Below are 21,202 nucleotides of genomic sequence, written 5' to 3'. Positions count from 1 at the left end.
CATCACGGGTGCATCGGTCACCGCGATGATGCGGTGACTTTCCGGCGTGGCTCACGGCGGGCAAGCCGCGATGTCAGACATGCTCGTTCACGTGCCGGCCGCCGTGCAGTCGCCCGGCCAGTCGGCGCAGGATGTCGCGCCACACCGCGAGCATGCTGCTTCGGCCCGAGGGGGCCACGATCGCCGTGCTGACCACGCCGCGGCCGCCAGCCGACAGCGCGACGTGACCGGCGGTTTCGAGCGTCAGGCATTCGCCCTCGTCGAGTTCGCGGCGAATGTATTGCGGTGCATCGGGTAGCCAGTCGAGCCCGCCGTGGCGCAGCGTGACCGCCAGCGCGCCATCCAGCACGATCAGCTGACTGCCCTTGTCGAACCACGCAAAGTGGCTTTGCCCGGCGTCGAGCCGGAGGTGTTGCGTCCGCATGGCGATTCCTTTTCCCGGTTGCTCCGGTTGCGCGGCCTCGCGACGACGAGGCGACAGCGTGCAATCAGGTTAGGGAAACGGACGCGCGCACGACAGATTCAGGGGACGGGAATCTGTTGCGGTGCAGGCGGCGGTTTCGCGCTGCTGTATCGGTGGGTTTCCCTCGAATCTGTATCTGGCGTGCGCGATGGGGCACGGGCACGATGGTCCGCATGACGCCTTTCGCCGACGCTTCCCGTACGCCTTTGCCGATGGACGGCGAGCCGCTTTACGAACGGCTCGCCGAACATTACCGCCGCATCATCGCGGCCGGCACGCTGTCGCCCGGCGACCGGATGCCGTCGGTCCGTGCGTGCATGGCGCAGCACGGCGTGAGCCTGTCGACCGCGATCCAGGCGTTCCGGCGGCTCGAGGATACGGGCTGGTGCGATGCGAAACCGCGTTCGGGTTACTTCGTGCGCCGCCGCGCGGCGGCCATGCTCGACACGCTGCCGGAAAGCGACGGGCCGCCGCTGAGTGTCGAGCCGCCGTTCGCGGGGCTGCACGAACGCGTCTCGCGCGTGATCGACCGTGCGAACGCGGCGACCGATGCGCTGAATCTCGGCGGCGCCTCCGCGCATGCCGCGCTGTATCCGACCGAGCGCCTGCAGGCGCTGGCGATCCGGCTGCTGCGGCGCAAACCCACGTTGCTGACCGATGCGGGGCCCGTCGGCGGTTCGCCCGAATTCCGGCAGACGATGGCCAAACGCGCGTTGTCCTACGGTGTGACGCTGACGCCGGACGACGTGATGTCGACGAGCGGCGGCGTCGACGCGGTGAATCTCGCGCTGCGTGCGGTCGCGCGGCCCGGCGACACGATCGCGATCGAATCGCCGGCCTTCTTCGGGCTGATCCAGCTGCTCGAAAGCCTCGGCCTGCGGGCACTCGAAATCCCGGCAAGCCCGACGACGGGCCTGTCGATCGAGGCGCTCGACGTGGCGCTGGCAGCCTATCCGGACATCCGGGCCGTGGTCGTCGTGCCGAACCTGCAAAACCCGCTCGGCTGCGTGATGCCCGACGAGCGCAAGGCCGCGCTCGTCGCGCTGTGCTCGCGCCACGGTGTGGCCGTGATCGAGGACGAGCCTTATCGCGAGCTCGTCGAGGCGCCGCACGCGGTCAGGCCGGTCAAGGCATGGGATTGCGACGGCACGGTGATCTATTGCCCGTCGTTCAACAAGGTGCTGGCGCCCGGGATGCGGCTCGGCTGGATGAGTGCGGGCCGCTGGCATGCGCGCGTGAGGATGCTGAAATTCGCGCACAGCCGGCACAACGCCGCGCTGCTGCAGGCGGTGGCGGCCGAATTCGTGGGCTCGGGCGCGTTCGATCGGCACCTGCACCGGTTCCGCGAACAGCTGCGCGTGCAGCGCGACGTGACGATCGACGCGATTGCGCGGCATTTCCCGGCCGGCACGCGGATGAACCAGCCGCCGGGCGGGATGCTGCTGTGGATCGCGCTGCCGGAAGGCGTGCGCTCCGATGCGTTGTTCGACGCCGCGCTGGCACATGGCGTCAAGATCGCGCCCGGTTCGATCTTCTCGAATTCGGACCGTTTCGACGGCTATATCCGGCTCGCCTGCACGCGCGTATTCGATGCGGTGCACGAGGCAGCGTTCGACACGCTCGGCCGCCTCGTACGGGAAGCCATGGCGGCCGCGTAAGCGCGACGGCGGCGGCCGGCCGGACTTGCGAATACGCGAGTGCGCCGGCCGGACGCGGGACCGAAGCGGCGAGCCGCCGCCATTTCATCGGCCGACCGTGTGCGTGGCGAGGTGCTGGCGAATCAGCGACAGGTAGCGATCGCCCACCGAGAAATCGCGTGCCGCGCGCGGCCGGGCGGCGGCAGGCCGCAGCGTTGCCGGCGCGCTCATGCCCAGATATCGGCACACGGCCGACGGAAAGGGCTTGCGCGTATGCCCGAGCTGACGTGCCGCGCGCTCGACGCGGGCATCGCCGACCTGGGCACGCAGCCACGCCAGCACTTGGCGATCGGTGTCGTTGACGATACGGACCAGATGTTCCATCGCGCACCTCACTGTTCATAAATACAGTACTGTAAATATAACCAGTGTTTGCGGTAACCGCAAGCGGGCGCGCGTCGGCTGGCCGTTCGGCCAGGGTCAGCGCACCGGCGCGGCGGCGCGCGTGATCCGGGCGGCGGGGGCGGTCGGGGCGGCGCGGCCCGTATAGCGCGCGTCGGTCAGCGTGCCGAGGAACGCGACGATGTCGTCGATTTCCGCGTCGGTCAGCGCGGGTGGCGTGCCGGGCCGGCGGTTCATCGGCGTCGAGTTGACGTTGATGTTGCCGCGATAGGCGGCCGGCACGTCGTCGAACGTCTTGGCGCCGTGATACCAGAAGCCGGGATCGGTCGAGCGCGTGTTGTAGAACGCGACCGCGTCGCGCAGCGTCGTGAACACGCCGTTGTGCATGAACGTCTGCTTGACCGCGACGTTGCGCAGCCCGGGCGTGCGCAGGTAGCCGCACCATTGCGTCGGTTCGGGCCAGCGCAGCCGCCGCGCGGTGTCGCATAGCCCGTTGTCGAAATGGCGCGGGTCGCGGTTCGCCGGCAGCGCGCGGTTGCGCGGCACCGCGATCGCGTCGTAGCCGAAATCGGTGAACAGCGAGCGTTCCGGGCGGCTCGACGTGTCCGACAGCGTGTGGCAGGTCATGCAATTGCCCTTGTCCGGATTCCTGAACAGCGCGAGGCCGCGCATCTCGGCCGGCGCGAGCGGCTTGCGCGTGCGCAGGAACGCATCGAAGCGCGACGTGAACGGCGCCATCTCGTCGCTCTGCAGGTAGGCTTCGACGGCCGAGCCCAGCGCACGCACCAATTGTTCGGGATCGCGCCGCACCGGCGCGCCGAAGCGTGCGGCGAGATCGGGCGCGAGTTCGGTCGCGTTGACCTTGCGCAGCAGCGCGGCCGGCGACCGGTTGTTCATCTCGTTCGGATCGAACAGCGGCCCGCGGATCTGCTCGGCGAGCGTATCCGCGCGGCCGTCGCTGAACAGGCCGCCGAACGGCGACGGCGCGGGCGCATCGTCGTCCTGGTAGAAGTGGCGGCGCGGCACGTAGCGCACATACAGCAGCGACGGCGCATTGCGCTGGCTGAAGCGCCCGGGCCGGCTGCCTTCCGGCACGCCGGGCCCCGCGAGCGATGCGGCCGACAGCGTCGGCGCGAACGCGCGGCCCGGATCGTGGCAACCCGCGCAGGACATACCGCGCGGCTCGGACAGCCGCGGGTCGAAGAAGATTCGGCGGCCGAGCGCGACGAGCATCGGGTCCGGCGCGAAGCGCGCGGTGGCCGCGTCGATCTTGCCGGTCACCTGCGGCGTGCCGTTGCCGATCGTGTCGACGACGCGCGACGGCGGTGCGCCCGGAAGCAGGACCGTTTCCGCAGGCGCGGCGTGGGCCGTGAGCGTCAGGCCGGCGAACAGGGTGGCGGCAAGCGCGTGCAGCGTCCGCCGGCCGCGTACGCCGTGGCCTTCACATCGAACTGCTTTACTCACGGCGCGATGAATCCCGTCTTGTCGCAGGCGAGCGTCGTGCCCGACTGGTTGCACGACGCGAGTAGCTTGCCGGCCGCCGAATACGCATGGAACACCCAGCCCGTCGCCGGTGCCGCGTTGCGCTCCATGATCAGGAAACCGAAGCTGTTGTTGTGCGACAGCCGCTCGATCACGGCGCCCGGCGCGGGCGTCAGGCCGGCCGGGAACGGGTCGGGCAGCGCGACGTCGAGGTTGTCGCCGCCGTTGCCGGACACGATCGTCGCCGGGTGCCCGGACGAGAAGTTGATCGCCTGGAAATCATGCACGTGGCCATGCAGCGCGACGTGCACGCCCGGCGGGTAGTACGCCTGCGCGTTGAGGCTCGACATCACCGATTGCAGCGCGAGGTTGCCCGGCGCGGGCGTGCTGCCGGCGATCGGCGCGAACGCGAGGATCGGATGATGGTTCGTGAAGATCGTCGTCGTCATGCCGGCCTTCGACGCGAGCGATGCGACCGTCTGGAATTGTTTCTGGTAGATGCCGAACTGTGCGTCGGTCGTCTTGAGCGGCGTGCGGCCGACCTTCGCGGTATCGAACACGATCACCTGCGAGCCGCCGCCGAGCGACACCGCATAGGGTTCCGAATAGTTCGCGTTGTTGTCGTTGGCCGGATCGTCGCACGAGCGTGCGGCCGAATACGGGCGCGGGTCGAGGAAGCGGAACCAGCCCTGGCCGGCCCGCGCGCATTCCTCGTGATTGCCGCGCACGACGACCCACGGCGCCTTCGCGAGCAACGGCGCGGCCGGGCGGAACAGGTCGGCCTGCCACGTATCCCAGCCGTAGCCCCACGGGCTGTCCTTGCAGCCGGCGATGTCCGGCGGGCATGCGTTTTCGCGATAGTGGTAGTCGCCGACGTGCAGCACGAGATCCGGCGACAGCTTCGCGACGCTGGCCGCGATGGTGTCGAGCGGCCAGACCGCGGCATCGTTGCACGCCTGCCAGGCGTTGTCGGCCTTCTTCATCCGGCAACCCGTGTCGGCGATGATCGCGATGCGCTGCGGCTGCGCTTTCGGCAGCGGCAGCGTGCGGCCCGCGACGCTCGCCGCCTGCGCGCCGGCCGGCAGCGTCGCCTCGCAGACGGACACCGGGAAGCTCGATGGTTTCGAATCGGCCGGGTCGCTGGCGGTCGTCCGCTGGGCGACGGTCGCCGCGGCTGCGCGCAGCGTCATGCGCGACAGCTTGCCGTCGACGGTCAACTGCGGGCACAGCGGATCGCTGGCCGACGCGGGCGTGTAGTTCGTGATGACGCGCGCGATCGCCTGGTTCGCATCGCCGATCTCGACCCATGCGGCCTGGACGTTGGCCGACACGCTGGCCGGATCGTCCGGCGTATCGATGTGATTCGAGCACGCGGACAGCGTGGCGAGGGCAACCAGAGGGGCGCAACGTACGAGCAGCGCGCGCGTGAGGAATCGTCGCATGGGAGGGGAGGCACCGTAGGAAAGTCGTCAACGATACGCAGCGCGAATGTAAGAAATGTGAAAAACGGGGCGCGACGCAGGCGCGCACGGGCCGGCCTTGACTTCAAGCCGGCTTGAAGCAGCACAGTCCGGTTCGTCATCAATGAATCGGAAGGGGATCGACGATGGAAACCAACCGGCCCAACGAAGCGCAAGCCGCGCTCTGGAATGGTCCGTCGGGGCGCGCGTGGGTCGATGCGCAGGCGCTGCTGGACCGGATGTTCGAGCCGTTCGAAACGCTGCTGGCGGCGGCTGCGGCTGCGTCGTCCGCCACGCGCGTGCTCGATGTCGGTTGCGGCACCGGCGCCGTTACGCTCGCGATCGCGAGGCGGCTCGGTGCGAGCACGCAGTGCACGGGCATCGACATTTCGGCGCGGATGATCGACGCCGCGCGGGCGCGTGCCGACCGCAGCGGCCTGCCTGCCCGGTTCGTGTGCGCGGACGTGCAGACGCATGCATTCGAGCCGGCGAGCGTCGACCTGATCGTGTCGCGTCTCGGCGTGATGTTCTTCGACGATCCGGTGCGGGCGTTCGCGAACCTGCGGCAGGCGGCGCGGCCCGCCGCGCAGATGCGGTTCGTCGCGTGGCGCGGCGCGGCCGACAACCCGTTCATGACGACGGCCGAGCGGGCGGCCGCGCCGCTGCTGCCGAACCTGCCCGCGCGGCAGCCCGGCGCGCCGGGGCAGTTCGCGTTCGGCGACCGCCAGCGGATCGCGTCGGTGCTGGCGGACAGCGGCTGGGCCGACGTTGCGATCGAGCCGGTCGAGCGGTCATGTGTGCTGCCGGAATCCGCGCTGGACGACTACATTGCGCGGCTGGGCCCGGTCGGCCTGGCGTTGCTGGAGACGGACGAAGCGACGCGGCGGCGCGTGATCGATACGATGCGCGCGGCGTTCGAGCCGTACGTGCACGGCGCCGAGGTGCGCTTCGATGCGGCGTGTTGGCTCGTGACGGCGCGTGCGCCGTCCGCATGACGCGTCGCGTGAAAGCAGCGGATCAGGGAAGGGGCGACGGCCCGTTCGCCCCACATGCTGCGGTGTGCGCGTGACGAAGCGGGGCCTGCGGGTATCAGCGTTTGCGCGCGCGCAGCATCAGCCACGCGCAACCACCGGCCACCAGCGCGAGGCCGAGCAGCACGGCCTCGGCGCCGAGCGCGAAACCGGGCGGCATTTCGCCGCTGTTCGGCACCGGCGACAGGTTGCCGCCCATCGCGACGGCGCCGCCGGCGAGCAGCGCCGCGCAGACGCTCCAGTAGACCTTGCCGAGCGGCGCCGCGGCGCGGATTCGCCACAGCGCGAGGCCCGCGCCGCCGAGGTACAGCACGGCGAGGGTGCCGAGCGCGATGACGTCGGCCGCGCGGCTGTGCAGCAGCCCGCTCATTCGGCCTCCGTCGCGTGTCCCGGAGCCCGGCTGAGCAGGTGCGTGCGCTTGTCCGCGGCCAGCGACACGTAGCGTTCATATTGGCGCAGCACGTCGGCGATCACTTCGTCGCCGCGCAGGTATTCGACGTCGTAGCCGAGCCGGCCGTCCTCGAAGAACGTGACGATGCCATACACGTGCGCACGCGCTTCGTCGGGTTCGGCCGCCTCGCGCACCAGGAACGCGGCCGCGGATTTCGCGGTGACGCGCACGCCGTACACGAAATCGCGGTGTTCGGCGGTCGGCACGGTGAGCCGCACCGCATCGTCGCCGTCGCGCTGCACGTGCGCATCGACCCCGCTCGCGCGCAACTCGGCGGCGACCTTGCGCAGCGCGGGTTCGACCGTTTCCGCGACGAACTGGCGCGCCTCGGCCTCGGTCGTCTGCCGCAGGATGTGCGTCAGGCGATGGCGCCAGTGCTGGCCGGTCCAGAAGCTCGTTGCAGGCGCGACGTCCTGCGAATAGTGCGCGCGATCGGCCGCGAGCCCGCGCCACAGCCCGTAGCAGAGCGCGAGCATGATGATGGCCACCGGCAGCGCGGCGATCAGCGTCATCGCCTGCAGCGCGCCGAGCCCGCCCGCGACGAGCAGGACCGCGGCCGTCACGCCGAGCAGCGCGGCCCAGAACAGCCGCTGCCAGACCGGCGACTGCGCGCTGCCGCGCGTCGCGATCTGGTCGATCACGAACGCGCCCGAATCGGCGGACGTGACGAAGAACACCGCGATCAGCACGATCGCGACGATCGACAGCAGTTGCGGCAACGGCAGGAAATCGAAGAAGCGGAACAGCAGCGCATCGACGTTGGTGGCCGTCTGCGCGAGCGCGCCGGCCGCGCCGTGCGTATCGAGCCAGATCGCGCTGTTGCCGAACACGGTCATCCACACGAGGTTGAACGCGGTCGGCACGAGCAGCACGCCGATCACGAACTGGCGGATCGTGCGGCCGCGCGAGATGCGCGCGATGAACATGCCGACGAACGGCGACCACGACACCCACCATGCCCAGTAGAGGATCGTCCAGCCGCCGAACCAGCCTTCCTCGCGCGGCGGCGCATACGCATAGGTGCGGAACGACAGGTCGACGAGGCTCGACAGGTACTGGCCGATGTTGTCGCCGAGCGCGCGCAGCAGGAAGGCCGTCGGGCCCGCGACGACCACGAAGGCGAGCAGCAGGAACGCGAGCAGCAGGTTCAGCTCGGACAGCCGGCGCACGCCCTTGTCGAGGCCGGTCGCGGCCGACACGCCCGCGAGGATCACGACCACCGCGACGAGCCCGATGCGGAACAGGTTGCTGCCCGTGTCCCACCCGGCGACCGTATGCAGGCCCGCGCTCAGCTGCATCACGCCGTAGCCGAGCGTCGTCGCGATCCCGGCGACCGTGCCGACCAGCGCGAACGCATCGACGGTGTGGCCGATCCAGCCGTTGATGCGCTCGCGCAGCACCGGATACAGCCCCGAGCGCAGCGTCAGCGGCAGGTTGTAGCGGAAGCCGAAGTACGCGAGCACGAGCCCCATCAGCCCGTAGATCGCCCACGCATGGAAGCCCCAGTGGAAGAAGGTCATCAGCATCGCCTCGCGCGCGGCGGCAGGCGTGCCGGGGTCGACCGTCGGCGGCTTCAGGAAGTGCTGCATCGGCTCGCCGACGCCGAAGTACATCAGGCCGATGCCCATGCCGGCCGCGAACAGCATGGCCGTCCACGACACGAAGCTGAATTCGGGTTCGGCATCGTCGGGGCCGAGCCGGATATTGCCGAAGTCGCTGGCGGCGATCAGCACGAGAAACACGAGGAAGCCGGTGACGGCGAGCACGTAGAACCAGTCGAAACGTGCGATGACCCATTGCTGGCCGGCGGAGAACAGCGCACCGGCTTCGCTCGGGTGCAGTGCGCATACGACGAGTAGTGCGCCGATGACGGCGAGCGCCAGCAGGACGACCTGCGGCTTGAATGTCGTGCGGGGCATGGGACGGGAATCCGGCATGGCGGGCATCCAGTTGTGGGCGCAACGAGGCGCGACGCCGCCCGGCGCGCCTGTGGCGCGTCGGACCCTGATACGGCGTGCGTCGAGTGTACCGCGGTGTCAGGACTGCAAGAAGGGGGCATGCAGAAGGGGTAAACCTGACGAATTGTAAGGTATCGCGGCGATCGAGAAAACCCGCGCGGTGTGCGTGGCGGGCCGACGGGGCGGGGAAAACAGCGGCGCGAAGGCAGCGGCGAACGCGGATCGGGCGCCCGGACGGGCACGCACGGCATGCGTATCGTCCGGGCACAGGCGGCGCGCCGAAGGCGCCGCCGGGCGGGTTTCAGAACGTGACGGCGATCCCGGCCATGCCGACGAACTGGCCGTGCGTGGTCGACGGCGTGAGCTGCTGCGAATCGCCGACGATCGGCGCCGCGTCGACGATGTGGCCGGCGCCTTGCGCGCCGAGCGTCTGCCCGCTCGAATGCGTGTACGCCTGCAGCGCGTAGAGCGTCGTGCGTTTCGACAGGCTGTACGACTCCTTCAGCGAATATTGTTGATAACGGGCCGCGCTCGCGACACCGTTTGCCTTCGATGCGAGCGTGTACGCGAATGCGCCGGCCACCGAGAACGTCGGCGTGAAGCGGTATGCGGCAAGCGCGCCGTAGGTGTTGAACACGGCCGTGTCGGTGAACGCCGAGCCGTTGCCGGGCAGGTACTTCACGTTCGAATAGTTGAGCCCCAGCGTCAGGTCGCCGAGCGTGTAGTTGCCGGCCGCCGCGACCTGCTCGACGGCCTTCGCGGTCAGGTAGCCCTGGTTCAGCACGGACACGGCGAAGCTGCCCGACGACGCGGTGGCCGGGTTCAGGAAGCCGGCGGACGAGCCCGAGCTGTTGATCCGCAGGTAGCCGGCCGCGATGCCGACCGGCCCGTTCGCGTAGCGCAGCGCGGCGCTGAACGTGTTGCCCTTGCCGGTCGCGCCGGCAATGCCGCCGAACGCGTACATCGCGCTCGCGGTCAGCCCGGCGAAGGTCGGGGACGTATAGGTAACCGAATTGTTGACGCGGATCGTCGTGTCGAGGCCGTCGATGTCGCCCGGATGGGCCCCGGTGGCGCCGGTCAGCCAGCTGCTCGACGCGTACGGGCCGACCAACAGGAAGTAGGGGGTGTACTGGCGGCCGGCCGTGACCGTGCCATAGCTGGCGTTGCGCAGGCCGACGAAGGCCTGGCGATTGAAGATCGTGCCGGCGGCGGCCTGCGCGCCCGTATTCAGGTTGAAGCCGGCCTGCAGGTCGAAGATCGCGTGCGTGCCGCCGCCGAGATCCTCGTCGCCGCGCAGCCCGAACTTCGACGCGTACAGGTTGCCGTCGCGCATGTAGACGTTCGAATGTCCCTGCTGGTTGTTCACGTACGCGAGCGAATCGTCGACGACGCCGTACAGCGTCACGCTGCTCTGCGCGTGAGCGGCGGTCGTACCGAGCGACGCGGCCGATAAAATGAGGATTGCATAACGGTTGACGGGTGCTTTCATTGTCGATCTCCGGGGTGCTTCATCTTTTCAAGGGGAGGTTGAATGCCTCCTCTGTGGCAGGCGGCGGACCGCGCGAACGGCCCACCTGATCGGGGCTGCTTGCGATTCAGTGGTTCAGTGGTCGAACGCGACGACGAGGCGGCGCCATGCGCCGTCCCGCGCATCCTGCTCGACACGTGCGCCGCGTACGGCCATCGGGCCTTGCAGCGACGCGGGCAGCAGGATTTCGACGCGCTCGGCCGGGCGCGCCGGGCGGCCGTCCCAGCGGACCGACACGCCGAGCACGCCGGACGCCTCGCGGCCGGTCTCGATGCGCCACAGTCCGTATTCGCCGTCGCGCCATGCTTCCGTCTCGCCGTCGTCCTCGACGCATTCGCCATACGCGACGCCATCCTCGATCCGTGGTGCGACGAGGAAGCCGCGCGTGTCGGCGCGTGCCCCGAAATGCTGTTCCGCGACGTTCAGCGGCAGCACGCGGCCTTCGCGCAGCAGCATCACCGGCGTGTCGAGCGGTGCGGGCAGCGTCACGCTCGCGCCGCCGTCGAACGACTGCGCACTCGCGCAGCAAGTCCAGCGTGCGCCCGACGGCAGATACACCGTGCGCTCGGTCTGGCCGGGATCGACGACCGGCGCGACCAGCAGCGCGTCGCCGAGCATCATGTCGTCGCACGCGTCGTAGCAGCGCGCATCGCCGGGGAAATCGGCGAGCGTCGGCCGCAGCACGGGCTCGTAGCGCGTCGTCGACAGCCACAGCAGGTGATAGAGGTAGGGCAGCAGCCGGTAGCGCTGCTTGATCAGCGACGCGATCTGCGCGGTGATCTCCGGGTACATCCACGGTTCGTTGACGGTGCCGTCGTCGTTCCACGAATGGATGCTGAAACGCGGCATGAAGATGCCGAACTGCACCCAGCGCAGCAGCAATTCGGGCGACGGCGCGGGGCCGGAGAAGCCGCCGATGTCGTGGCCGATGTTCGACACGCCCGACAGCGCGAGCCCGAGGCCCATCTTCAGGTTGTAGCGCAGCGTTTCCCACGACGTGTAGTTGTCGCCGGACCACGTCTGTACGTAGCGCTGCATGCCGGCGCCGCCGGAGCGCGACACGAGGAACGGCCGCCGCGCCGGCGCATGCGCGCGCTGCGCGTCGCGCGACGCACGCATCATCAGCATCGTCTGCAGCACCTTCGCCTCGCGCGCCGGGAACGGCTGGCCGAAGCCGTGCGCGATCGCGTCGGGCGACCAGATCTCGTATTCGTTGTTGTCGTTCCAGGTCGATTCGATCCCGTATTCCAGCAGCGCCGACGTGACCTGCTCGCGCCACCAGCGGTATGCGTCCGGCTGCGTGAAGTCGAGGTACGCGCCGACTTCGTCCCAGAACTGCACCCACGCGGGCTCGCCGGACGCCGAGCGGATCAGCAGCCCGCGCTGCGCGGCGTCGTCGAAGGCCGGATGGTCGCGCAGCAGGCACGGCTTGATGTTCGCGCACAGGCGGATGCCATGGTCGCGATAGTGCTGCACGAAACCTTTCGCATCGGGAAACTTGTCGCGGTTCCAGTTGAACACGTAGCGCTTCGCGCCGATCGACGTATAGCCCGACGACAGGTGGAACGAATCGCACAGGATGTCGTGCGCGTCGCACTGCTCGACGAACTGGTTCATCTGCTGCTGCGCGTCCGGCGCATCGGTGTAGCTCATCGTCGAGCCCGAATAGCCGAGCCCCCATTTCGGCGTGCGCGCGGGGCGCCCGGTCAGCCACGTGAAGCGCCGCGTGGCCGCGAGCGGCGTATCGGGCGACGCGATGAAGTAGTAGTCGAGATCGCCGTGCTCGGCGACGAAATAGCGGTACGGGCCGTGATAGTTGTCGAGTTCGCGGCCCATGTCGAACGAGCAGTCCGACAGCGTGTCGTAGAACAGCCCGAAGCCCTGGCATGCATCGGGCGACCACGTGATGTAGAACGGGATGTGCTTGTACAGCGGATCCGTGTGTTTCGCGCTGTAGCCCATCGCGTCGATGTTGCGCATCTCGAAGCGTGTGCCCGTGCGGTCGAGTTCGCCCGCGCGTTCGCCGAGGCCGAAGACCTGGTCGCCGCGCTCGCGGGCGACGTAGTGATACACGCGGTCGTCCCACCAGCCGAAGTTGTACGCCTGCGTCGCGCGGTCGGCGAGTGCGACGCGCCATGCGCCATCCGCGCCGCGCATCGACCACGTGCAATGGCCGCCTTGACGGCGCACCGCGAGCCGGATCCGCGCGGTTTCGATGCGCACGCCGTCGTCGTCCTCGGTCAGTTCGTACCCGGGCAGCGTGAAGTCGCTCAGGTCGAGGCGGTCGCGGCCGTCGAGCGGCACGTCGTCGAGACCGGGCGCGATGGTCCACGTGCGCGGGTTGCGCGCGGTCGCGTCGGGCAGCACGCGCACCCGCACGATGTCGTCCTCGAGCACGAAGATTTCGACGGTGGCGCCCGTATCGGACGCGAGCAGCACACGGTTCGCGTGGTGGCTGTCGACGCGGAACACGGGCGGATGAAGAAGCGAAGTCATGAATGCGATTCCTGGTAAAGGCGGAGATCAGGCGTGCTGCGCGAGCAGGCGTTCCTGCTTCGACTGGCCGCGGATCAGCACCGCGAGCAGCGTGACGCCGATGATGTCGAACAGGCCGAGGCACGCGAACAGCGGCGCATAGCCGATCTTGTCGGCGAGCGCGCCGACCAGCAGCGAGAAGCCGAGGCCGCCGATCCACGCGGCCATCCCGGCGAAGCCGCTCGCGGTGCCGACTTCCTCGGGGTCGAACACGTCGGCCGACAGCGTGTTGACGAGCGCGGAGATCATCTGGTGCGCGAAGCCGCCGACGCAGAAGAGTGCGATCGCGGTGTACGGCGACGACGCGAGCCCGATCATCGCCGGCCCGAGCATCAGCAGCGCGCCGAGCGCGACGCCCGCGACGCGCGACCACACGAGCGGCAGCTTGAAGCGATTCGCGAGGTAGGGCGACAGGTAGCCGCCCGCGATGCCGCCCAGGTCGGCCGCGAGAAACGGCATCCACGCGAACACCGCGATCTGCGTGAGTGGCATGTGGCGCTCGGTCGCGAGGTACAGCGGAATCCAGAAGCTGAAAGTTTGCCACGCGGGTTCCGCGAAGAAGCGCGGCAGCGCGATGGCCCAGAAGCGCCGGGCGGTGACGACGTCGCGGATGCGGCGCGTCGACACGGGCGGCATCGTGGCCTGGCCGTCGCGGATCAGCGTGCGTTCCTGCGGCGTGATGCGCGGATGAGCGGCCGGCGAACGGTACTGCGTGTACCACAGCGCGGCCCACACGAACCCGAGCGCGCCGGTGGCCATGAACGCGGCCTGCCAGCCGAACCGCATCGACAGGAACACGACGAGCGGCGGCGCGATCGCGGCGCCGAGCGACGTGCCCGCGTTGAAGTAGCCGACCGCGACGGATTTCTCGCGATCGGGAAACCACTCGGCGACGGCCTTCATCCCCGATGGAATCGCGGCGGCCTCGAACAGGCCCAGCAAGCCGCGCAGGATGCCGAGCGACAGCCAGCCCGACGCGAAGCCGTGCGCGACGCCGACCACCGACCACAGCATCGCGAACAGCGCGAACCCGAGCCGCAGCCCGATCAGATCGACGATGAACCCGCATACCGGCTGCATGATCGTGTAGCCGATCTGGAACGCGCCGACGATGTACGAGTACTGCTGCGTCGAGATCGCGAACACCTGCTTGAGTTCGGGCGCGAGCACCGCGAGGGAATTCCGTGCGAGGTAGTTGAGGATCGTGCCGAGACACACGAGCACGATGATCCACCAGCGCAACGCCTTGACTGTCTTCACTGCTGTCTCCTGTCAGGCAGGGCGGGCGCGCGGCGCCTGCCCGGTCCGTGAGGGCCATCCATTCGAGATGGCTCGTTTCGTTTATTCGTACGATGTCCGATCTTGATGCGCGCCGGTTTTACCCGGTTTATATCGAAATCACGGTGTTCGAGCGAACATTCCGCCGTCATCAAACTGCAATGTTATCTGACGACTGATCATTTTCGAACATCCTATGTTCGAATGCGAATCCGGTCAACGTGAATCTGCATTCGAACGAACCTGCTCGGGGTTTTCCCGATGGCGGACGGCAAGCCGATGAGCGGCGACACCCGGCGCTCGGCCGCCAGAGGCCGGTGCGGCGGGGCCGGGCGATCTTCCGGACGGTCGATGGACACCCGGCGGGGCGTGACAACCCTGATGAAAATTTATTTCTTTTTTCGAGATAGATTGTGTAAATTGATTTTCATCCACCTTGCAACGACCCTTCGCATGACGCCTCTCGTTCCGCACGATGTCAGTCACGACGAACCCGCGATCGCCGAGCGGATCGCGTCGGCGATGCCGTTGATGACGCCGATTCACCGGCGCATGGGCGAGTTCGTGCTCGCGAACCCGTTTCGCGCGGCGACGATGCGGATCGATGAGCTCGCGCAGGCCGTGAATGCATCGATCGCGACCGCGAACCGCTTCGCGAAGGCGCTCGGTTTCGACGGCTATCCGGCGATGCGCGCGGCGCTCGTGCGCGGCTTCGAGGCCACGCTCGGACCGGTCGAACGGCTGCGTTCCGCGCAGGAGCAGGAGTCCGGCGTGCGCGGCGCCGCGTGGATCGACGCGGTATTCGACCAGGCTGCCGCCAACATCGAGAACACGCGTGCGCAACTGGACGCGGCCGATGTCGAGGCGGCGGTCGAGGCGATCGTCGGCGCGCGGCGCGTGCTGATTCTCGGCGCCGGGTCGAGCGCGTTTCTCACCGGCCTGATGGAGCACGGACTGTCCGTCTGCCATGACAGCGTGCAGTCGCTCGCGCTGCTCGGCGGCCCGTCGCACGCGGCGCGGCGCCTGTACACGGCCGATTCGCGCGATCTCGTGATCGCGCTCGCGTTTCCGCGCTACGTGAAGGACACGATCGAGCTGGCCCGTCGCGCGGCGGCGCGCGGGGCGCGCGTGCTCGGCATCTCCGACGGCCCGCAATCGCCGCTCGCGCCGATCGCGTCGCTGAACCTGTACGTCAAGGCCGAACGGCGTTTCGCGGCCACGTCGGAAGCCGCCGTGCTGACGATGATCGAGGCGCTGATCGATGCGGTCGCGCTGCGCACGCACCGGTCCGCGAAATCCGCCGCCGAGATGACCGAATTCCTGCTGCCGTGGCTCGTGCAGCCGCAAGCGGCGCTGCCGGCCACCAACCCTTCTTCCCCACGTCCGAAAAAATCATGACTTCACCCGCGATCGTCGCGATTCACGGCGGCGCAGGCACGATCCTGCGCGAAGCGATGGATACCGACACCGAACGTCGGTACCGCGCCGAACTCACCGCAATCCTGCAGGCCGCGCAGCGCGTGCTGGCCGATGGCGGCAGCGCGCTCGACGCCGTCACCGTCGCGGTGCGGATGCTCGAGGACTGCCCGCTGTTCAACGCCGGGCGCGGCGCCGTGTATACGGCCGAAGGCAAGCACGAACTCGACGCGGCGGTCATGGACGGCGCGACGCTCGGCGCCGGTGCGATCTGCTGCGCGACCCGCGTGCGCAACCCGGTGCTCGCCGCGCGGCGCGTGATGGAGGCGAGCGAGCACGTGCTGTTCGCCGGCGCGGGCGCCGATGCGTTCGCCGCCGCGCAGGGGCTCGAACTCGCGGAACCCGGCTACTTCGACACCGAATCGCGGCATGCGCAGTGGGTGAAGGCGCGCGCGGCGGCCGGCGCGATGCTCGATCACGATGCGGCGACGTTCGTGTTCGGCCAGTCGCAGCAACAGCCGCAACCGGCCGAGCCGCTCGATCCGGACCGCAAGCACGGCACGGTCGGCGCGGTCGCGTGCGACCTGAACGGCCACATCGCGGCGGCGACGTCGACGGGCGGCATCACGAACAAGCAGCCGGGGCGCGTCGGCGATTCGCCGATCATCGGCGCCGGCTGCTACGCGGACGACGCGACCTGCGCGGTCTCGTCGACGGGCACCGGCGAGATGTTCATGCGGCTCGCGACGGCCTACGACGTCGCCGCGCAGATCGCGTATCGCGGCGCGTCGCTCGCCGACGCCGCGCACGACGTCGTGATGAACAAGCTGCCGCGTCTCGCGGGCCGCGGCGGGATCATCGCGGTCGACGCACAGGGCAACGTCGCGATGCCGTTCAACACCGAAGGGATGTACCGCGGCTACGCGCGCGTCGGTGAAGCGCCGGTCGTCGGCATCTACCGCGACGACGCGGCCTGATTCCGGATCGCACGAGGAGACACGCATGACTTCGAGCCGTAACCCGTCGCCGCTGGCGCTGCCCGAGCAGCGCGTGGTGGCCGTCGACGACCTGTCGGTCACGTTCCGCCGCGAAGGCGCGACGTTCGACGCGGTGCGCAACGTGTCGTTTCACGTCGATCGCGGCGAGACGCTCGCGATCGTCGGCGAATCGGGCTCGGGCAAGTCGGTCACGTCGCTCGCGCTGATGCGCCTCGTCGAGCACGGCGGCGGCGAGATCACGAGCGGACGGATCGCGTTCCGGCGCCGTGGCGGCGCGCTGGTCGATCTCGCGCAGGCGAGTGCCGCGACGATGCGCGGCATCCGCGGCGCGGACATCGCGATGATCTTCCAGGAGCCGATGACGTCGCTGAACCCGGTGTTCACCGTCGGCGACCAGATCAGCGAGGCGATCGCGCTGCACCAGTCGAAGGGCACGGCCGAAGCGCGCGCGGAAGCGCTGCGGCTGCTCGATCTGGTGCGCATCCCGGAAGCGCGCCGCGTGTTCGCGCGCTATCCGCACCAGTTGTCGGGCGGGATGCGGCAGCGCGTGATGATCGCGATGGCGCTGTCGTGCCGGCCCGCGCTGCTGATCGCCGACGAGCCGACGACCGCGCTCGACGTGACGATCCAGGCGCAGATCCTGCAACTGGTGCGCGGGCTGCAGGACGAAATGAACATGGGCGTGATCTTCATCACGCACGACATGGGCGTGGTGGCCGAAGTCGCCGACCGCGTGCTCGTGATGTACCGCGGCGAGAAGGTCGAGGAGGGCGAGTCGGACCGCATCTTCGCGACGCCCGCGCATCGCTACACGCGCGCGCTGCTCGCGGCCGTGCCGCGGCTCGGCTCGATGGAGGGCACCGACGCCCCCGAGAAATTCCCGCTGCTGAAGGTGGACGGCACCAGCGCGACGGCGCCGGCCCCGACCACGGCGTCCGCCGCGAACGACACGCAGCCGCCCGTCGATCATGCCGCGCCGCCGATCCTGCGCGTGCGCGATCTCGTCACGCGCTTTCCGGTGAAGAGCGGCGTGTTCGGCCGCGTGTCGCAATACGTGCATGCGGTCGAGCGCGTGAGCTTCGAGTTGCGCGCGGGCGAGACGCTCGCGCTCGTCGGCGAATCGGGCTGCGGCAAGTCGACCACCGGTCGTTCGCTGTTGCGCCTCGTCGAATCGCAAAGCGGCTCGATCGAATTCGACGGCCGCGACATCAGCGCGCTGAAGGGCCCGGACCTGCAGGCGCTGCGCCGCAACATCCAGTTCATCTTCCAGGACCCGTTCGCCTCGCTGAACCCGCGCCTGACCGTCGGCTTCTCGATCATGGAGCCGCTGCTCGTGCACGGCGTCGCGAGCGGCGCCGAGGCGCAGGCGCGCGTCGACTGGCTGCTCGACAAGGTCGGCCTGCCGCCGGAAGCCGCGCGCCGCTATCCGCACGAATTCTCGGGCGGCCAGCGCCAGCGGATCGCGATCGCGCGTGCGCTCGCGCTGAACCCGAAGGTCGTGATCGCCGACGAGTCGGTGTCGGCGCTCGACGTGTCGGTGCAGGCGCAGATCGTCAACCTGATGCTCGACCTGCAGCGCGAGCTCGGCGTCGCGTACCTGTTCATCTCGCACGACATGGCGGTGGTCGAGCGCGTCAGCCATCGCGTCGCGGTGATGTATCTGGGCCAGATCGTCGAGATCGGCCCGCGTCGCGCGGTGTTCGAGGCGCCGCAGCATCCGTACACGAAGAAGCTGATGAGCGCGGTGCCGGTCGCCGATCCCGCGCGCCGGCATGCGCCGCGCCAGCTCGCGGCGGACGAGATTCCGAGCCCGATCCGCGCGGTCGGCGACGAGCCGGTCGTCGCGCCGCTCGTCGCGGTCGGTCCCGATCATTACGTCGCGACGCATCGCGTCGGCGGCGCGTATTGAGTGGTGGAGTCGTGCGCCGCGATGACGGCGCGCGAGTCAGCAGGCAGTCGAAACCGAAACGCCCGTGAGGCGTCACCGATTCACCGATAGGAGCCCAGCAAAATGACCCAGCAGCATCCGTTTCCGATGTTTCGTCCGCGCGCCTGCTTCGTCGCGCTCGCCGGCGCGTTCGCGCTGTCGGCCGCGCTGCCCGCGTTCGCGCAGCAGACCGCGGTGATGGCGGTGGATTCGACCTTCACGACGATGGACCCGTACGACGCGAACGACACCGTGTCGCAGGCCGTCGTCAAGTCGTTCTACCAGGGGCTGTTCGGCTTCGACAAGGACATGAAGCTCGTCAACGTGCTCGCGACCGGCTACGAGGCCAGCCCCGACGCGAAGACGTACACGATCAAGCTGCGCCCGGGCGTGAAGTTCCACGACGGCACCGATTTCAACGCGGCGGCCGTGAAGGCCAACTTCGACCGCGTGACCGATCCCGCGAACCACCTGAAGCGCTACAACATGTTCCGCGTGATCGAGAAGACCGAGGTCGTCGATCCGACCACGGTGAAGGTCACGTTGCGCGAGCCGTTCTCGGCGTTCATCAACACGCTCGCGCACCCGTCGGCCGTGATGATCTCGCCGGCCGCGCTGAAGAAGTGGGGCCGCGACATCGCGCTGCATCCGGTCGGCACCGGGCCGTTCGAGTTCGTCGAATGGAAGCAGACCGACGACCTGAAGGTGAAGAAGTTCGCCGGCTACTGGAAGAAGGGCTATCCGAAGATCGACGCGATCGACTGGAAGCCGGTGGTCGACAACAACACGCGCGCGGCGCTGATGAAGACGGGCGAAGCCGATTTCGCGTTTCGCATTCCGTTCGAGCAGGCGGCCGACCTGAAGGGCAACGCGAAGGTCGACGTCGTCGAGCGGCCGTCGATCGTGCAGCGCTACGTCTCGCTGAACATGCTGCAGAAGCCGTTCGACAACCCGAAGGTGCGCCAGGCGCTGAACTACGCGGTGAACAAGGAAGCGCTCGCGAAGGTCGCGTTCTCCGGCTTCGCGACGCCATCGACCGGCGTGGTGCCGCAGGGCGTCGATTACGCGACGAAGCTCGGCCCCTGGCCGTACGATCCGGCGAAGGCGCGTGCGCTGCTGAAGGAAGCCGGCTATCCGAACGGTTTCGAGACGACGCTGTGGTCCGCCTATAACAACTCGACGTCGCAGAAGGCGATCCAGTTCGTGCAGCAGCAGCTCGCGCAGGTCGGCGTGAAGGTGCAGGTGCAGGCGCTGGAAGCCGGCGAGCGCGTCGCGAAGGTCGAGAGCGCTCCGGATCCGGCGAAGGCGCCGGTGCGGATGTACTACATCGGCTGGTCGTCGTCGACGGGCGAGGCGAACTGGGCGATCACGCCGCTGCTGGCCGGCGCGTCGGCGCCGCCGAAGCTCGTCAACACCGCGTACTACAAGAACGACACGGTCGACGGCGACCTGACGAAGGCGCTCGAGACGGTCGACCGCACGAAGAAAGCCGAGCTCTACGCCGACGCGCAGAAGCAGATCTGGGCCGATGCGCCGTGGATATTCCTCGTGCAGGAGAAGATCGTGTATGCGCGCAGCAAGCGGTTGCAGGGCGCGTACGTGATGCCGGACGGCTCGTTCAACTTCGACGAGATCTCGCTGAAATGACGGCGGTTTGCCCGCCACGCAGTGCCGGCGGCGCGAGCCGCCGGTGCGCTGATTCGATCGGTGTCCCATGCTGAATTTCCTCGTCAAACGCCTGTTCGGCCTGCTGCCCACGCTCGCGATCGTCGCGGTGCTGGTGTTCCTGTTCGTGCACCTGCTGCCGGGCGACCCGGCGCGGCTCGCGGCCGGCCCCGAAGCCGACGACGCGACGGTCGCGCTGGTGCGCGCCGATCTCGGGCTCGACCGGCCGCTGCCCGCGCAGTTCGCGAATTTCTTCACGAAGATCGCGCACGGCGATTTCGGCATGTCGACGCGCAGCAAGCGGCCGGTCTCGACCGAGATCGGCGAACGCTTCATGCCGACGCTGATGCTGACGCTCGTCAGCATGGTGTGGTCGACGCTGCTCGGCATGGCGATCGGGATCGCGTCGGCGGTCTGGCGCAATCGCTGGCCCGATCGCCTCGGGATGACGATCGCGGTGTCGGGCATCTCGTTTCCCGCGTTCGCGCTCGGCATGCTGCTGATGGAAGTGTTCTCGGTGAAGCTCGGCTGGCTGCCGGTCGTGCCGGACGGCTCGTGGAAGAGCTACGTGCTGCCGTCGCTGACGCTCGGCGCGGCGGTCGCGGCCGTGATGGCGCGTTTCACGCGCGCATCGTTCGTCGAGGTGCTGAACGAGGACTTCGTGCGCACCGCACGCGCGAAGGGCGTGCACGAGCCGATGGTCGTGCTCAAGCACTGCCTGCGCAACGCGATGATCCCGGTCGTCACGATGATGGGGCTGCAGTTCGGCTTCCTGCTCGGCGGCTCGATCGTCGTCGAGGTCGTGTTCAACTGGCCGGGGCTCGGCCGTCTGCTCGTCGACGCGGTGACGATGCGCGACTACCCGGTGATCCAGGCGATCGTGCTGCTGTTCTCGCTGGAATTCATCCTGATCAACCTGACCGTCGACGTGCTGTACGCGGTCATCAACCCGACCATCCGGTTCAAGTGAG

General features: G+C 68.7%; 16 protein-coding genes. 7 read left to right on the top strand and 9 right to left on the bottom strand.

What is annotated here, in order from left to right:
* Positions 1-73: 73 nt before the first annotated feature.
* A complete protein-coding gene (locus DTA15_RS23845) occupies positions 74-424 on the bottom strand; it encodes a hypothetical protein (RefSeq protein WP_006488712.1) in 351 nt (116 codons plus the stop codon).
* A gap of 212 nt (positions 425-636) precedes the next feature.
* Here DTA15_RS23845 and DTA15_RS23840 point away from each other — a divergent pair, with 212 nt between their 5' ends.
* A complete protein-coding gene (locus DTA15_RS23840) occupies positions 637-2,121 on the top strand; it encodes an aminotransferase-like domain-containing protein (RefSeq protein WP_006488713.1) in 1,485 nt (494 codons plus the stop codon).
* Between the two features lie 84 nt (positions 2,122-2,205).
* Here the strand turns inward: DTA15_RS23840 and DTA15_RS23835 are convergent, their stop codons facing one another.
* From DTA15_RS23835 to DTA15_RS23825, 3 genes are all read right to left on the bottom strand, one after another.
* On the bottom strand, positions 2,206-2,484 hold the full coding sequence (locus DTA15_RS23835; protein ID WP_006488718.1) for a CppA family protein: 279 nt from the start codon (positions 2,482-2,484) through the stop codon (positions 2,206-2,208).
* 96 nt (positions 2,485-2,580) lie between these two features.
* Entirely contained in the window at positions 2,581-3,894 is a 1,314-nt protein-coding gene (locus DTA15_RS23830; protein ID WP_370448168.1) for a cytochrome-c peroxidase, read from the bottom strand.
* 68 nt (positions 3,895-3,962) lie between these two features.
* Positions 3,963-5,426 (bottom strand): metallophosphoesterase family protein, encoded by a 1,464-nt coding sequence (locus DTA15_RS23825; RefSeq protein WP_006488720.1) that lies wholly within the window; start codon positions 5,424-5,426, stop codon positions 3,963-3,965.
* A gap of 164 nt (positions 5,427-5,590) precedes the next feature.
* Here DTA15_RS23825 and DTA15_RS23820 point away from each other — a divergent pair, with 164 nt between their 5' ends.
* A complete protein-coding gene (locus tag DTA15_RS23820; RefSeq protein ID WP_012493274.1) occupies positions 5,591-6,439 on the top strand; it encodes a class I SAM-dependent methyltransferase in 849 nt (282 codons plus the stop codon).
* Positions 6,440-6,533: 94 nt separating this feature from the next.
* Here DTA15_RS23820 and DTA15_RS23815 read toward each other — a convergent pair whose 3' ends face one another.
* From DTA15_RS23815 to DTA15_RS23795, 5 genes are all read right to left on the bottom strand, one after another.
* Positions 6,534-6,845, bottom strand: a complete 312-nt coding sequence (locus DTA15_RS23815) for a hypothetical protein (RefSeq protein WP_006482630.1) — start codon at positions 6,843-6,845, stop codon at positions 6,534-6,536.
* Complete coding sequence (locus DTA15_RS23810) at positions 6,842-8,863, bottom strand: BCCT family transporter (protein ID WP_012493275.1); 2,022 nt, start codon at positions 8,861-8,863, stop codon at positions 6,842-6,844. Before DTA15_RS23810 ends, DTA15_RS23815 begins: the two co-directional genes overlap by 4 nt.
* A gap of 322 nt (positions 8,864-9,185) precedes the next feature.
* Positions 9,186-10,373, bottom strand: coding sequence for a porin (locus tag DTA15_RS23805; RefSeq protein WP_006482632.1), 1,188 nt, complete (start codon positions 10,371-10,373; stop codon positions 9,186-9,188).
* Positions 10,374-10,487: 114 nt separating this feature from the next.
* Entirely contained in the window at positions 10,488-12,908 is a 2,421-nt protein-coding gene (locus DTA15_RS23800) for a glycoside hydrolase family 31 protein (protein WP_006482636.1), read from the bottom strand.
* A 27-nt stretch (positions 12,909-12,935) separates the two neighbouring features.
* Positions 12,936-14,207, bottom strand: a complete 1,272-nt coding sequence (locus DTA15_RS23795) for an MFS transporter (protein ID WP_006482633.1) — start codon at positions 14,205-14,207, stop codon at positions 12,936-12,938.
* A gap of 471 nt (positions 14,208-14,678) precedes the next feature.
* Here DTA15_RS23795 and DTA15_RS23790 point away from each other — a divergent pair, with 471 nt between their 5' ends.
* The 5 genes from DTA15_RS23790 to gsiC all read left to right on the top strand — a co-directional run bounded on the left by DTA15_RS23790 (position 14,679) and on the right by gsiC (position 21,201).
* Positions 14,679-15,623 (top strand): MurR/RpiR family transcriptional regulator, encoded by a 945-nt coding sequence (locus DTA15_RS23790; RefSeq protein WP_006482638.1) that lies wholly within the window; start codon positions 14,679-14,681, stop codon positions 15,621-15,623.
* Entirely contained in the window at positions 15,620-16,618 is a 999-nt protein-coding gene (locus DTA15_RS23785; protein ID WP_006482631.1) for an isoaspartyl peptidase/L-asparaginase family protein, read from the top strand. Before DTA15_RS23790 ends, DTA15_RS23785 begins: the two co-directional genes overlap by 4 nt.
* Positions 16,619-16,643: 25 nt before the next feature.
* Positions 16,644-18,548, top strand: a complete 1,905-nt coding sequence (locus DTA15_RS23780; protein ID WP_006482637.1) for a dipeptide ABC transporter ATP-binding protein — start codon at positions 16,644-16,646, stop codon at positions 18,546-18,548.
* A gap of 102 nt (positions 18,549-18,650) precedes the next feature.
* Positions 18,651-20,213, top strand: coding sequence for a glutathione ABC transporter substrate-binding protein GsiB (gene gsiB / locus DTA15_RS23775; protein WP_006482639.1), 1,563 nt, complete (start codon positions 18,651-18,653; stop codon positions 20,211-20,213).
* A gap of 67 nt (positions 20,214-20,280) precedes the next feature.
* A complete protein-coding gene (gene gsiC, locus DTA15_RS23770; RefSeq protein ID WP_006482634.1) occupies positions 20,281-21,201 on the top strand; it encodes a glutathione ABC transporter permease GsiC in 921 nt (306 codons plus the stop codon).
* Position 21,202: the final 1 nt, after the last annotated feature.

The organism is Burkholderia cenocepacia, from assembly GCF_900446215.1.
GTDB lineage: Bacteria > Pseudomonadota > Gammaproteobacteria > Burkholderiales > Burkholderiaceae > Burkholderia > Burkholderia cenocepacia.
Note: the sequence above shows the minus strand (reverse complement) of the source record. Positions and strands in the feature narration are given on the sequence as shown.